Raw genomic sequence first — 14,880 nt, 5'->3', positions numbered from 1 at the left:
TGAAAATTCAATCAGCGCTTATTCGCCGCTCACGCGCAACACGATTTTGCCCAGATAGTGCTGTTTCATCGCATCCTGCGCTTGTGCCGCCTCTGACAGCGCAAATGTCTGCGCGATGTGAACTTGAAACTCACCGATACCGATCAATCGGTTAAGTTCGTCTAACAACATCGGGTCGGCGAAGCCATTTGCCTTCTTGAGTTCCACACCGTCGGGCGCTTTGGGTTCGGGCATCACGCCGTTAGGAAAGGAGACGATCCCACCCTGGCGCACCAAACTCAGCGTGGATTGAACCTTGTCGCCGCCCACCAGCACCAGCGCCGCATCGAAACCATCGGGTGCAAAAGCGCGGGCGCGTTGGGCAATGTCGTCGCTGTGTCCGTCCACTGCTTCATCGGCACCCAATTGCTTGGACAGCTCTACGCCGTCTGCACCCGATGCGATCGCGAAAACGTTTGCCCCCATACGTTTAGCCAGTTGCAGCGCCACGTGACCGACACCGCCGCTCGCGCCCCACAGCATTAATTTGGTTTCGCTGCCTATCCCCAGTGCCAGCAAATTGTTTAGCGCTGTGATACCAGCAATGGGTAGTCCGCCTGCCATCACCATATCGAGACCATCGGGTATCGGCGCGATCGTTTTTTCAGATACGATGACGTATTGGGCATAGCTACCGCCCTTGTCATTCATGAAGCTCTGGGCGTAAACGCGATCGCCAATAGCAAAACGCTCAACGCTGTCGCCAATGGCAACGATCGTGCCTGCACATTCGCCGCCCAGCACGCGCGGAAAGTGGACTTCGTTATACACCAGATCGCCTTCACGCTCCATTGCGTCCCAGATGCCAACTCCGGCAGTCTCGATGCGAATCAAAACTTCGCCTGCATCTACCATAGGCACGGCTAAGGTGTGCAAAGTCAGCTTGTCAGCATGACCGAACTCGTCCACAGCCATTGCTTGCATTTGTTGGGGAGTATTTTGCATAAATAGGTTCTCCTGCTTATTGCTTCAGTTGTTATTGAAGAGTTCAAAGGCGTAAAACTTTTCAAAGTTTGTTTGGACGGATTGCCATTTCCTCCAAGAAGTTTTTAATTTCAGGAAACAAATGCGGCATCGTTGTTCGGACTCTTTAAGGTCTTGCTTGAGATGCTTTCATCCTACGAATTCGATTCAGAGTTTCCAATGCCTAAAACTCTTCGATCCTTGCCTAATTCTCCAGCATGGATTGCTTGAAGACATTCTATAATCGTGTAGGGCATTGAATGAGTCGAGGCTTTACCATGACTTTCGTTATCCCCAATTCTGAGGTAGTTGCAGATCGATGCGAAGCGCTGGCGGCATTAGTGGAGCGGCACACCGAACCCAATAACAACCTTGTCTATCCAACTGCGATCGCACCATTGAGCTTTTCGCGATCGAATGCGTCATCTGCCATCATCTACCAGGATTATGAACCGCGTCTGGCCATTCTCGTTCAAGGCAAGAAAAACATAGTGCTGGGAGAGGAAACTTATCCCTATGAGATCGGGCAATGTCTTGTTGTCTCAGTCGATCTCCCCATCGGTGGGTGTATTGTTGAGGCGACAAGCGATCGGCCGTATTTGGGATTAAAGCTGACCCTAGACCCAATGCAACTTTGTGAAATGGCTGCTCAAATGAACTTTAGTTCAGCGAAGAAAGAGAACTCCGTCCGAGGCTTATTTGTCAGCAACGCCGATCCCACGTTGCTTGACTGTGCCCTTCGCCTCACTAAGCTTTTAGATACGCCACAGGATATTCCTATGCTGGCACCGATGATGATTCGGGAACTCTACTACCGTCTGCTGATCGGGGAACAAAGTGAAGCCGTGCGTCAAATTGCTACATCTGGCAGCAGTATGCAGCGAATTGCTGAAGCGATCAAACGCATCAAGTCTAAGTTTACACAGCCGATGCGAGTCGAGGATTTAGCAAAGCAGGTAAGAATGTCTACTTCGTCGTTTCATCAGCACTTCAAGCAAGTGACCTCAATGAGTCCACTTCAATATCAAAAGCAGTTAAGACTGTTGGAAGCCCGTCGCCTGATGCTGACGGAAGATTGTGATGCAACCTCTGCTGCTTATCAGGTCGGGTACGAAAGTCCCTCACAGTTCAGCCGGGAATATTCCCGCCTATTCGGTGCGCCACCGATGCGAGACATCGAACGATTACGAACGGCTTGACTTAGACTTCTTTTAAGGATGGAATAAAAAACAATAGAGCGATGTTTACGACAAGCCGATGCAGTGTCTACGCTTATGGTCGTGATGGAAAACTCCAACAAAGTCGCCTGAAATCCTTATTCTTTCCTCAATCAAAACTTTTCAGTCTACTGAAAGTACCAATCATTGAAATTATTTTTTTTTAAAATACCTATAAAATTAGTCTTGTCTCACCTCTAAAGCGCTATTATCACTCTCATAAATTAACGTGAGTCTCCAACGAAAGCGCACCTACGGTAAGGGCGAAAGAAAACTGCGTTTTCTTAGGAGTTCGATGAACCTTCCCTCCCTGCCTCCCTCTCCTAAAAGGCAAGGGAGGAGTAACGAGTAAGGAGGGTTTTTGCTCCCCTCTCCTGGTAGGAGAGGGGCTGGGGGAGAGGTCAAAATAGCACTCGTCGAACTCACGTTGAATTAATAAAAAACAGCGTAAAAATTTGCTTAACTTAAATTTAGTTTCAGCAATTTTCTAAAAGTTTCTAGTTTGATAAAAAAACTAGCGTAAATACTATATTTAGTATTTACGCTATTCTTACAATTCGGCTTTAGATGTACTAATGACTATCTTAATGAAACCAATAAGTTTTGATTGATGGTCATTTGTAAATCGGTATTTGGGTCAATGGCGATTAAGTCAACACTATTCTTGCCGAAGAACAGACCAACCAACGCACCGATACCAGCACCACCTAAGACTTCTTCTGTGGCAATGGCGCGATCGCCTGTGACAGCAGATACCGCAGTTGCCGCACCTGCGCCCAATACAGTATTCTTGATAATTGAACCAAGACTAGTACCCTTCTTGACGGTTTCAGTTTTGGTAATCACGTCAGAAGTAGCGTTCAGCTGATACTCTTGACCACTGGTCAAAACCAGTTTTTCAGCAACGAATTGAGAACCGCCTGTAGCAGGTTTGAGTTGACCAACAACTTGACTACCAGCAGGAATCACTACAGCTCCGTCTTGCGTTACCACGTTTTGGGATACTGTCAATGTCAAGGGCGATGTTTCATCCTTTGTAACGAGAATTTTTTCTGCCTTGTCATACTTCACAGGAATAGTAGTCCCTTGGGCAATTGTCACTGATGCAGGTGTTGGGGTAGTAGATCCGACAGCCACAACATAGGGTGAGTTAATTGCTGAGGCTTGATTAGAACTAACTAATGCTTGGTAGATAAAAGCTGCTACTTGGGCACGAGTGGCAGTTGCGGTTGGATTCAGGAAGTTCACATTCGGATAGTTCACCACAATTTTCCTTTCAGTTGCTGCGGCGATCGGGCTACGGGCATAGCTAGCGATGTTAGAGGCATCGTTGAAGTATTGCAGAGTGCTTTCGGTATTGCCACTGGGGCTATATTCCAAACCGTTAGCAAGGGAAACTAAAACCTGTTCGCGGGGAATAGCTTGATTAGGCTCAAAGCGATTACCGGGATAACCTGATAAGAAACCAATGGTATAAGCTTGCTGGATCGCGCTGGATGCCCAATAGTTGCTAGGTACATCAGCAAAATTGATTGCTGGTCGTTGCTGGGCTTTTTGGAAAGCTTTGTTAACCATCGCGGCAAATTGAGCGCGTGTCACCGGTTCTTCAGGGCGGAAACTACCATCAGGAAATCCGGCAATTACACCTCGCTGAGATAATTGTTGAATAAATTGTGCTGCCCAATAGTTAGATGAAACATCAGAAAAAGTCGTTTGAGCTAAAGATGGTGAAGCTGTAATGAAAGGCGCTACAGTACCGACTGTGACGCTCAAAGCCATGAGTGCAGCTGTTCTAGATTGCCAACGATTTAAGTTAAACATTATTTTTTTGCTCCAGTTTTATTATTTTTTTTACTGTTAATTAGTTAGACATTTACTAAAGTACAAGGTTCCTAATTTTTCTGCTTTTTGTCAAAACCATTACTTTAGTCATGCAGTCATCATTAAATTCATTAAGACATCTATGCCAAACGAACTAGCTAATAGAAGTAATATCATCACACTATTCTCTATTAGCAGATTTCCAAAAATATAGATACGGAGTGAGACGATCTAGAGAAAGAATAGTTGCTGTGGAGTAGAAAATTTTATGGTTAAAAGTATAGGCGATCGCACACTCTAGTTAAAGTAGCGATCGCCTATTAAATAACTATCTAAATCAACAGATTCTAATTGTGACTTATACAGGTGTTGAAGTAGTAGACCCGACAATCATTATATAGGGCGAGTTAATTGCTAAGTCTTAACACAACATAAGGCGAGTTAATTGCTGAGGCTTGATTAGAACTAACCAATGCTTGGTAGATAAAAGCTGCTACCTGGGCGCGAGTAGCTGTTGCAGTTGGATTCAGTAACTTTACATTTGGATAGTTCACCACAATTTGCTTTTGGGCTGCTGCGGCGATCGGGCTACGGGCATAGCTAGTGATGTTAGAGGCATCGTTGAAGTATTTCAGAGTGCTTTCGGTATTGCCACTGGGACTATATTTCAGACCGTTAGCGAGGGAAACTAAAACCTGTTCGCGGGGAATAGCTTGATTAGGCTCAAAGCGATTTCCAGGATAACCAGATAAGAAACCAATAGTATAAGCTTGCCCAATCGCACTGGATGCCCAATAGTTGCTAGGCACATCAGTAAAATTGATTGCCTGCCGTTGCTGGGCTTTTGGGAAAGCTTTGTCGATCATTGCGGCAAATTGAGCGCGTGTCACCGGTTCTTCTGGGCGGAAACTACCATCGGGAAATCCGGCAATTACACCTTGCCCAGACAATTGTTGAATAAATTGTGCCGCCCAATAGTTAGATGAAACATCAGAAAAAGCAGTTTGAGTTGAAGATAGCGAGGAGCATCCCACTACGATCTGTTTGCCTTGCAAAGGATAATTCACTGGATCGCAAACAAAACCTGCTGAATTAGCCTGTATAACAGTCCGCGTTGGCGGATTTTGTTTCTCTAGTGATTTCCAATCGTCAGAGATTTTTTCGAGAGTGGGATGCTTACTTAAAAACTCTGAGTCTGCAACAATATCGTGAGGCCCCTTAGCAGTTATCTTAGAGCTATTGAGATAGATATTATAATCATAAACAACGTTTTTGTTTTTAGTGTTGTTATTAATATTTTTGTCAGGAAAAGCATAGAGAATGTTCCTGAGAATTCTGACATCGGATGAGGTATGAGCAAATATTTGCCCCCCATTAATTTCTGGACTCTGATTATTTAAAAAAGCTGTGTTATTTACAATATCAACATGGTCGCTAAAAAATGTATGAATCCCTGAGCCACCATTATTAAATGCAAGATTGTTTTTAACTAAAGTACGTCCTTTATATACACCCAATTTTGAGTTGTCTTGATTTCTTGTACTATCGATAATAATGCCATTACCGTCTGTAATCTTTCCAACTGCAATCCAAGGGATGTACATACGATTGTTGTAAGTCTTGTTGTTGGTAACAAACATCTTGTATCCCTGGTTGTTATCAGAATTCCAATTATTCAACATCGAAATGCCACTGCAACCATAAACGCTGTACCAGGCATTATTAAATACCACATTATTATCTATTGTCACATAGTCTGCTTGAATTGCTGAAATACCTGCTCCTCCACAATCATGCACTTTATTGTTCAAAATACGGATGTGATGAACATGACCATTGCTTCGACCATCAACGTTGATACAGTTTCCATTGGTCAGTGGGTTTTGTTTGTTAGTCTTCTCACTCATCGCGTAATCAAGGGTTATATTGGCATTGTTTCCCATAACCTCTAGCCCGTTGACCTCGATATATGAAGCTTTATTTGAAATCGTGATCCCATTCCATGTATTGTGCTGAATTTTTGGAAAATGCCCAGGATATGCTTTATACCTAATCCATGCATTTGCAGTTCCAGAACGTATAATATTTACTACACTCCCAGCTTTGCCTGTATTTGTGTATACTCCGTTCATAATCAATACTGTATCGCCAGGATTGGTAAGGTCTGCTGCCTTTTGAATTGTTTTAAAGGCAGATGAAGTAGAAAGTCCGCTATTATTGTCGTTTCCACTACCACTAACATAGTATGTTTTCGGTGTTGAATTCGCGCTGATTAGCTCACGGCTAGATAGACTCGCTTCCTTGTTAGTGGATACCTGACTGGCGTTTTCAACTGAAGATACCTTTATATTGTCTCCCGGAACCAAAAGACTTAATACTACAGGAATTGCAAGATATGTGCTTAAATTCAAACCTTGAATTACCATAAGAAGAAGCTCCTCGATCGCTACTACTTAATAAAAGTATCAGGATATTCCATAATTTTGAATACTCTTTTAGATACAAAATACAATAGAGCTAATTTTTAAATAAGTATTACAATAAATATCGATATTGATTAAGACGATACAGAGGTGGAATAGTTGCTGTTCAAGAGAATTTTTTAGGGTTAAAAATAAAGGCGATCGCACACTCTAGTTAAAATGGCGATCGCATATCAGGGATGATTAAATTCACAACTTAAATGAAGTTAAATCTAGTAGCGGGATTGTGGTACTAAATTCAAGTTAGAATTCAATGTAAGCCTTAAATCCTGTTCAGGTCTAAGGACAAAGGCATTTCCTTCTTTTTTCCGCAACAGCACACTCGCACCTGCACCTGCAGCCGCACCAATAACAGGTTTTAAATCGTCAATTTTGCGATTACCAGTAATTAATGAACCTAAAAGACCAGCACCTCCACCAATAGCTGCGTCAGTTAAAACCTGAGTAGTGTTGGGCTTCTGTGATACTCTTTGAGTTGTGGTGTATGTCCGAGAAGTTGCATTAATCGACTGACGTTGACCGTTAGAAAATTCTAATTCTTGAGCGACAAACCGCACGCCTTTTCCTTGGTTATCATCATTTCTTGTATCTCTAGAATAACTATCTAAGTCAACAGATTCTAGCCGTCCATTTACTTTAGTACCAGCAGGAATTAAGACATTTCTATTTCTGTCGATAATGTCATTGGCTATTCTCAAGGTTAGAGATTTACTTTCTCCAGGAGCAATAGTAATTGTCTCTTTTTCGTAGGTAACAGGAAGGTTAACTCCAGAAGGAATGGTAACGTTTCCGTATTGCCCATTTCTGTTTTGCCCAATGTTGTATTGAGCATTAGCAGGAGCCAAGCTCAATAGGGGGCTAATGACGGTTGTAGTAACTGCTATTGCCATAAGTGCAGCAGTTCCAGATTTCCATTGATGTAGGCGAGTCATAAGAGGGTTATCCTTTGTGTATGTGATGTATTTAATGACGAGGATTCACTGAGTTTGTTTCTGGCTGTTTTTGAACCTGTCTGTAGGCGTATACAAGTACTTATTATGATGGGAAGTTTTTGCGATCGCGCAGGTGTAGACCGTCGTAGATATCGCTGTTCAGAATTTGTATTCTGCTAATGTGCGTTACTAAAATTAGAAGCGAGACACTCATTAAGACGCAAAATGAGTATTATTTGGTTCCAGAATGCTGTTTTATTATTTATGCCCACATATCTTCAGCCATTGAATAGAGGTGAATAGGCTGACTGCGAACTCTTACTTTTATTCTAGATTGATTTGCTAGGATTGGAGAAATATTTTCGCTTTTTTAACGAATGATTTAGTATCTGCTATGTATGTATTTAAGATTGCTGCTGACGCTGTTTAATCTTTGCGATCGGTAATAGCAAAGTATCTTCTATTTGCTGTCGAACTTTCCGGCTAACATAACAATCGCTATTTAGGCAATCTACCAGTAATTGATTGGCATCATAATACTGCTGAAGCAATTCTTTCTCCTTGTCGGTGAACTGCCAATCATGACCGATATTACGATATTTAATTATTATTTCTCTTAATTCTTTACACCAAGCCTTTCCATTAGCTAACCACCACTTCTCAGATTCTTGCCAGTCTTGTCTGTTTGGTAATTGGTCTCGAAGTTTTTGCAGCAAATTCTTGAGTTCTGGGTCGAGGTCGAGGTCGAGGGATCGGGAGAGGGATCGCGACAGGGATCGCGAGAGGTCGAGGGATCGGGAGAGAGAGAAAGATCGAGAGAGAGAGAGATCGAGGTCGAGGTCGAGGTCGAGGTCGAGGTCGAGGTCGAGGTCGAGGTCGAGGTCGAGGGAAAGGGAGTCGAGGTCGAGGTCGAGGTCGAGGTCGAGGGATCGGGAGAGGGATAGAAACAGAGGTCGGGAGAGGTCGAGGTCGAGGTCAAGGGAGAGGTCGAGGTCGAGGTAAAAGGCCCTAACTGCTGCTGGTTTATAATAAAACTTAACTAAAAGAGATTTTTCTCTTACGCATAGAAGAAACTGCTGCAATCTCGGATCATCAGCCACTATAAAATCAATTTTGTCTTTCATCAACAGCAATAACCGATCTGCACTTGGAGACATCCCAACCGCCAGCAAAAAGACTTCCCGCCAGCGTTTCTCAGTAATATGGCTAACAAGATTTTGCTGCGCTTCCTCTGATGACTGTCTCATAACCACAAATTCTCTAGCTGTCAAATACTCATGAAATGTGAGGTGAGAAAATGAATAAATCCTTTTCGCTCTTGCGACAACTAGCCCATGATGATGCTCAATTGAACGCAAAACTTGCTCACTGTCAAGTTGCAATGCTTCTTCGTCAGTATTAGCACCAGGTAAATTGCGGATGTATTCTGTAATGTATTGTTCTGCTACTTTTTGCTTGAAGAAATATTCACTCCCCTCAAAAGTGGTCAATGCAATTTTGCTGAGTAAATCTTCTTTGCGTTGGACTGATAGCTTTTTGTAAATCTGATCGCGTTGAATTCCCCGCTTAGCATCCCATTTTTTCAATAACGCATCCAGTCCTTCTTTATATAACTCAGAACGATTTGCAGGGAAATCTCCTGACTCTTCAAATGCTAAACAAAGCAACGTCAGCAGCAGAGGACTTGCAGCAAGTTGTTTGATGCGGTTATTTTCTTCGAGACGTTTGATAAAAATCTCTGGTTTTACAGCTTTATCTTTAAACCAGTTATTGGCAAAGTTGGAAATTTGGTTATCGTCAAAATCAGCAACTTCCACCTCTGTGAACTTCTCAAAGGTATACTCCCGTGCTGCAATACGACAAGTCATCACAAACTGATTTTTTGGGAAACGCTCAGAAAACTCACGAATTTCTTTTAAGATGCGGTTACTATCCTCTTCTCTAACCTCATCCAACCCATCAAGTAAAACTAATGCCTTGCCATAGGTTAATACATCTCGGATGGAAGAGATAGGATTTATCGTCTCTTCAGTGATGTATTGTAATAATCCAGGTTTGTTTGCAGCTTCTGCAAAGTTTTTGAGGGTGACAAAAATCGGAACACCTTCAGCCTGAAACTCACCTCCAATACACTGAATCGCTAAATACTTCAGAAATGTAGTTTTACCTGCCCCTGGTTTACCTAAAATCATCAGCTTGGAATATTTCTCAACCGCTTCCAGTCCTGGCACTCGTTTTTCAGGAATTTTATTGAGTCCAAAGCGGTCAAAATCCTGGCTCTTATACTGTTGTAATAATTCATCAATTGCTAGTCGTTGTCGCCCAGTGATTTTTTCCAGAATATTTACGCTGGTGTAAATGTCATTCAACCCAATGGGTTTAGTCATATCCAGCACTCGCATTGTGCCGCAACGTTCTTGAATGAGGGGTTTTATCTTTTCGCGTACCCCTTGCACGACCGCATCAATATCAATGGTGTTATCTTGATTAACCTCTGGTTCACTGGTTGGTTCCGCAACGATTTCTTCCCACTCTAGGTTTAACCTGTCGCAAATCTGGACAAAAAGATTGCGGTCAACAGGTTTACCTGTAAAGAATTTTCCGATCGGCTGGCGAGTTACTTCTAAATCTTCAGCTAATGCTTGTTGAGTTAAGGAATAACGAATTAAAGCTCTTTTTGCTTTTTGGATTCCTTCTGGAGAACAAGAAAGCGATCGCCCTGTCATATAAAAATATCTATAATATTAATTCTATAATAAAAACTTATGCACAAATCATCCACATCGCAATCCTGAATTCAATCTAAACTCAAACACGCTTCTGTAAAAATACTGTAGGGCGTAAACTAACTTCCTATTTTCGTAAACCTTAAAGTTTTAAACTTGGAGGTAAAATAATGTCTACTTTAGCGAAAGCAATCATTGAACAGCTAGACTCACCTGTAAGTTTTGACTACAAAGGTCAACAAGTTACTCTGCGTGACTTCCTTAAGGATAAGAGCAAGGAGTCCCTTTCTATATCAAGCTTGACCCCAAAGCAACGAGTTGAGCTTACCGTAGAAAGGATAAAACGCGAACCAGAAGTGACAATTGCCACTATTGGATCTGGTGTCATCACTAAAGAGCGGGCAATTGCTGAAATTCAGTCACAAACACCAATTGGACAAATTTTGATTGAGGCAGAACAACGTTTAATTAACCGACTCATTAAGGAAGCAGAAAGTGGAAGGTTGAAAGGAATTATCAATGATTGATCAGCCTCAGCGCCGGAATATTCAAATTAAAATGAATGCGGTTGTAATAGCAATTGATTCTAACCATGATTTTGCTACTACAGCCGCATTTAATTATCGGCAAAAGAAAGTTTATCCTTGTATAGACGAAAGAGGCTTTGTTATTGAACGTTGCCAAGGTCAATTGGCTCGCCGTATCTATGTTGCATTAGCAGCAAGCAAGTCTAATGTCGTGTATTTGACAGGGGTGGGACATGGCAGCTACGACACTTTTACTGGCGAATATCATAACCCAATTTTCACAGTAGGAAACTACAGCCCAGAAGAATCTCAAGGCAAAATTATTCATTTTTTATCCTGTCAAATAGCTGCATTGCTCGGAGTGGATTTTGTAAAATATGGTTGTCGTGCCTTCTTCGGTTACGACATAGACTTTACTTTTGCTGTTAAAACTGCTGATATATTTTTTGAATGTGATTCAGAAATTGATCGCGCTTTCGCTGAAGGTTTGACTGCTGAAGAAGTTTATCAACGTGTTTATACACTCTACACTAAATACGCTGATGAAAGCTTCTGGCAAGGTGATTTAAATACATTTAAATATCTTGAGACTGATCGCGATCATCTTTGTGCACCTTCTGTTGATCGGCGCTGGGGCGATCCTCTAGCAAGACTTGAGTAAACTTAGATTTTTTATCAAGACCATGCCCAGATATTTTCTGGCGCGTGGTGATAACTACACACAATCGAAACCTGCGTTGGCAGGTTTTGATTTTTTAGGATTCATTATCTACAAAAAGTAATCAGCTAAGAGAATTCTCCACTACCCTTCTTCTGAAAAATAGAGAACCTTGGGGAATTCAAGCAGAAATAATCTCCCACAACTCTTAGAACAACTCTTCTTTTCGTGTTTTATTCTCAGTCAACAGAAAAAAATAACGAAAAGCCTCCAGAAGAGTTTCATTTTTCTTTGAAGACAGCAAAACTTTTTCATGGGACAAGAAAAATTCACTCAGATGATTGTAAATTTTTGTAAATTTGATGTCTTCAAAACTAGAAACCTGATATTTAGATAGCTAAACTAACAAACAGTGCATCTGTACTGTTAATGATTAAAAGTAGATGTGGCGCTATAGCGTGAATGATCCCAGTACAACTTATCCTCAAAAACTTTCTTAGTTACCGTGATGCAACTTTAGATTTTGGCGGTTTGCATACGGCTTGTATTTGTGGTTCCAATGGTGCGGGTAAATCTTCTCTTTTAGAAGCAATCACTTGGGCAATTTGGGGTGAAAGCCGCGCCACTGCTGAAGATGATGTCATCTATTCTGGTGCGAAAGAAGTTCGAGTTGATTTTACTTTCAAAAGTAACCAGCAAAAATATCGGGTGATTCGTACCCGAATTCGGGGAGGTACTAGTGTCCTCGAATTTCAAATAGAAATACCATCTGGGTTTCGCTCACTCACTTGCAAAGGGGTAAGAGCAACCCAAGATTTGATTTTAGAACACATCAAGCTCGATTACGATACCTTTATTAATTCTGCCTACTTACGTCAAGGTCGCGCAGATGAATTCATGCTCAAGCGTCCCACAGAACGCAAAGAAATTTTAGCGGAGTTATTGAAACTCAATCAGTACGATGATTTGGAAGAACGGGCAAAGGAATCTTCTCGTCAGTTCAAAGCCCAGGCAGTAGAATTAGAGCGTTCTTTGGAATCGATAAAAATTCAGCTGCAACAACGCCAGATTACCCAAGCGCAAAGAGTGGAGTTAGAAGCCGAACTCAACCAACTGCAACAGGTACAAGCTTTTGATAATATTCAATTACAAAGTTTGCAAGTTGTCCAGCACCAGCGCCAAAATTGGGAACAACAACTTAGCTTTATAAAGCAGCAATACCAAAATCTTACCCAAGATTGCGATCGCCTCCAACAAGAACAATCAGCAATTGGCTCTCAGCTAGCAGATTTAGAAAAAATATTACACCAAGAAGCTGAAATTAAAGCCGGATACGCCCAATATCAAAGTCTCCAATCTCAAGAAGAAGCCTTTGCTGTCAAATTTGAAGAGTACACTCGCGCTCAACAAAATCGCCAACAAAAGCAACAACAGCTTACCAAAGAAATTCACGAAATCGAACGGCAACTGCAACAAGCCCAAGCGCAGCTAGAAGCTTTGCAGCAACAAGAGCGAGATATTCAACAAACTTTAACTAAATCAGGTGAAGTCGAAGCCGCTTTGTCACAACTAGCCGCAGCTCGTCACCATGTTACTCGCTTAGATGAATTGCAAATGCAAGTGACTCCCTTGTTGCAACAACGAGCAACTTTACAAAGCCAACTCGATCGCACTCATGCTGGTTTAGTAGCGCGACTCGAACAACTCCAAAGCACTGAGAACCAATTACAACGCCAACACAGTCGCCAACCGCAACTGCAACAAGCGGTAATGGATGTGGCAATTCAGATTGAGGAACTGGAGAAAAAGCGGGTTTATCTGCAACGAGTCCAAGAAAAAGGGCAAGAAAGGCGGCATTTTATCGAACGTTTGCAAGCTCACCAACGGGATTATGAAAAACTGCTGGGAGAATTAGAGCAGAAATTGCAAATGCTGCAAAATCCTGAAGCACTTTGTCCGTTATGCGAGCGTCCTTTAGACGAACATCACTGGAGTCGGGTAGTGGAAAAAACCCAAAGTGAGTTAGAAGATACTCAAGGGCAGTTTTGGGTAGTGCGGGAACAATTGGCTGTGTCTGACAAAGAAATTCAGACACTCAGGCAGGAATATCGCGACATATCCCAACAATTGGCGGGCTACGATGGTTTACGCGAACACCGGGGACAGTTAGCAGCCCAGTTAGAAGCGACAACTGATGTGCAACAACAGTTACAACAAATTGCTGCTGAAAAACAGCATTTAGAGCGATCGCTCCAAGCTGGTGATTACGCTCCTGATAAACAAGCCGAACTCCGACAGCTAGACCAATATTTGCAAAAAGTTAATTATAATGAACAAGACCACGCCCTTGCCCGGAGCGAAGTTGAACGGTGGCGCTGGGCAGAAATTAAACAAGGGCAAATAAAAGATGCAACTAAGCGACAAGCGCAACTATTAGCCCGAAAACCAGAACTTCAATTGCAAATTGACCAATTACAAGTCAGAATTCAGCAAGATCGGATTGACTCTGAATGTGCTAAACAAATCGCAGCGCTTGAGCGTCACATTACTGAAATTGGCTACAGTTCAGAGCAGCACAACAATCTGCGGATGGCTGCAAAGAAAGCTCAATCTTGGCATTTGCGGTATCAACACCTGCTATCAGCCCAGCAGCAGTATCCGCAACTCCAGACGAGATTGCAAGAATTAGAGGAGTCTAGAAGCGCCAGAGTAACGGAGCGGCAAAAACTTGGCAGCCATATCGAAAGCATTATTCAGCAACTACAAGCAACAGCTAACCCATCTGCCCAAATTCAAGCTTTAGAGCAGCAATTAGCAATACGCAGACGGCAACTCGACGAGCAAATAGCCAAGTTGGGACGTTTAGAACAGCTGGCGCATCAACTAGAAACGCTGCAAATTCAGTATGAACAACAGCAGCAGCAATTACAAGCTTGCAAGCAGGAATATCGGGTTTATCAGGAATTAGCGCAAGCTTTTGGTAAAAATGGTATCCAAGCACTGATGATTGAGAATGTGTTGCCACAACTGGAAGCCGAAACAAATCAACTACTTTCGCGTTTGAGTGGTAATCAATTTCATGTACAATTTATTACTCAAAAAGCTGGACGTAGTGCTAAATCAACCAAGAAAAATGCCAAACTGATAGACACCTTAGATATTTTAATCGCCGATTCTAGAGGAACACGAGCTTACGAAACTTACTCAGGTGGAGAAGCCTTTAGAATTAACTTTGCTATCCGTTTGGCTTTGGCAAAACTATTAGCGCAACGGGCAGGGGCGGCGTTGCAATTGTTGATTGTGGATGAGGGTTTTGGTACACAGGATGCCGAAGGATGCGATCGCTTGATTGCCGCGATTAATGCGATCGCTTCTGATTTCGCCTGCATCCTCACTGTCACCCACATGCCCCACCTCAAAGAAGCCTTCCAAGCCAGGATTGAAGTGAATAAAACTCAGGAAGGTTCCCAGTTGAGCTTGTCAATTTAATTACGAATTACGAATTACGAATTAC

The 14,880-nt window shown here is 42.4% G+C and carries 8 protein-coding genes and 1 pseudogene; 4 read left to right on the top strand and 5 right to left on the bottom strand.

Annotation, left to right across the window (positions count from 1 at the left end; all coding sequences use genetic code 11):
* Positions 1 to 18: 18 nt before the first annotated feature.
* Positions 19 to 984 carry an NADP-dependent oxidoreductase gene (locus tag RMY64_RS06735; RefSeq protein ID WP_322699649.1) on the bottom strand — a complete coding sequence of 322 codons (966 nt, stop codon included), beginning with the start codon at positions 982 to 984 and terminating at the stop codon, positions 19 to 21.
* A 296-nt stretch (positions 985 to 1,280) separates the two neighbouring features.
* Between RMY64_RS06735 and RMY64_RS06730 the strand changes: the two genes are divergently transcribed.
* Complete coding sequence (locus tag RMY64_RS06730) at positions 1,281 to 2,201, top strand: AraC family transcriptional regulator (protein ID WP_322670961.1); 921 nt, start codon at positions 1,281 to 1,283, stop codon at positions 2,199 to 2,201.
* A gap of 597 nt (positions 2,202 to 2,798) precedes the next feature.
* On the opposite strand, the gene RMY64_RS06725 is transcribed toward RMY64_RS06730, so the two are convergent.
* The 4 genes and pseudogenes from RMY64_RS06725 to RMY64_RS06710 all read right to left on the bottom strand — a co-directional run bounded on the left by RMY64_RS06725 (position 2,799) and on the right by RMY64_RS06710 (position 10,181).
* Entirely contained in the window at positions 2,799 to 4,040 is a 1,242-nt protein-coding gene (locus RMY64_RS06725; protein WP_322699648.1) for an S-layer homology domain-containing protein, read from the bottom strand.
* A gap of 425 nt (positions 4,041 to 4,465) precedes the next feature.
* Positions 4,466 to 5,095 (bottom strand): annotated as a pseudogene (locus RMY64_RS06720) (S-layer homology domain-containing protein); the annotation flags it as partial.
* A gap of 1,640 nt (positions 5,096 to 6,735) precedes the next feature.
* The gene (locus tag RMY64_RS06715) at positions 6,736 to 7,455 is read right to left on the bottom strand and encodes a conjugal transfer protein TrbI (RefSeq protein WP_322699647.1); all 720 of its coding nucleotides are present in this window, start codon (positions 7,453 to 7,455) and stop codon (positions 6,736 to 6,738) included.
* 404 nt (positions 7,456 to 7,859) lie between these two features.
* Positions 7,860 to 10,181 carry an NACHT domain-containing NTPase gene (locus RMY64_RS06710; protein WP_322699646.1) on the bottom strand — a complete coding sequence of 774 codons (2,322 nt, stop codon included), beginning with the start codon at positions 10,179 to 10,181 and terminating at the stop codon, positions 7,860 to 7,862.
* Positions 10,182 to 10,351: 170 nt separating this feature from the next.
* Here RMY64_RS06710 and RMY64_RS06705 point away from each other — a divergent pair, with 170 nt between their 5' ends.
* The 3 genes from RMY64_RS06705 to RMY64_RS06695 all read left to right on the top strand — a co-directional run bounded on the left by RMY64_RS06705 (position 10,352) and on the right by RMY64_RS06695 (position 14,855).
* On the top strand, positions 10,352 to 10,708 hold the full coding sequence (locus RMY64_RS06705) for a hypothetical protein (protein WP_322699645.1): 357 nt from the start codon (positions 10,352 to 10,354) through the stop codon (positions 10,706 to 10,708).
* Entirely contained in the window at positions 10,701 to 11,369 is a 669-nt protein-coding gene (locus RMY64_RS06700; protein WP_322699644.1) for a hypothetical protein, read from the top strand. The genes RMY64_RS06705 and RMY64_RS06700 overlap by 8 nt, the downstream gene beginning before the upstream one ends.
* Before the next feature lie 459 nt (positions 11,370 to 11,828).
* Entirely contained in the window at positions 11,829 to 14,855 is a 3,027-nt protein-coding gene (locus tag RMY64_RS06695) for an SMC family ATPase (protein ID WP_322699643.1), read from the top strand.
* The last annotated feature ends 25 nt before the right edge of the window (positions 14,856 to 14,880 follow it).

The organism is Nostoc sp. DedQUE08, from assembly GCF_034530895.1.
In the GTDB taxonomy this organism is placed as follows: Bacteria; Cyanobacteriota; Cyanobacteriia; order Cyanobacteriales; family Nostocaceae; genus Nostoc.
This window is presented reverse-complemented; position numbering and strand designations above follow the sequence as displayed.

Coding starts and splice junctions, on each gene's coding strand:
- RMY64_RS06735 (WP_322699649.1), bottom strand. CDS start 984: ATGCAAAATACTCCCCAACAAATGCAAGCAATGGCTGTGGACGAGTTC.
- RMY64_RS06730 (WP_322670961.1), top strand. CDS start 1,281: ATGACTTTCGTTATCCCCAATTCTGAGGTAGTTGCAGATCGATGCGAA.
- RMY64_RS06725 (WP_322699648.1), bottom strand. CDS start 4,040: ATGTTTAACTTAAATCGTTGGCAATCTAGAACAGCTGCACTCATGGCT.
- RMY64_RS06715 (WP_322699647.1), bottom strand. CDS start 7,455: ATGACTCGCCTACATCAATGGAAATCTGGAACTGCTGCACTTATGGCA.
- RMY64_RS06710 (WP_322699646.1), bottom strand. CDS start 10,181: ATGACAGGGCGATCGCTTTCTTGTTCTCCAGAAGGAATCCAAAAAGCA.
- RMY64_RS06705 (WP_322699645.1), top strand. CDS start 10,352: ATGTCTACTTTAGCGAAAGCAATCATTGAACAGCTAGACTCACCTGTA.
- RMY64_RS06700 (WP_322699644.1), top strand. CDS start 10,701: ATGATTGATCAGCCTCAGCGCCGGAATATTCAAATTAAAATGAATGCG.
- RMY64_RS06695 (WP_322699643.1), top strand. CDS start 11,829: ATGATCCCAGTACAACTTATCCTCAAAAACTTTCTTAGTTACCGTGAT.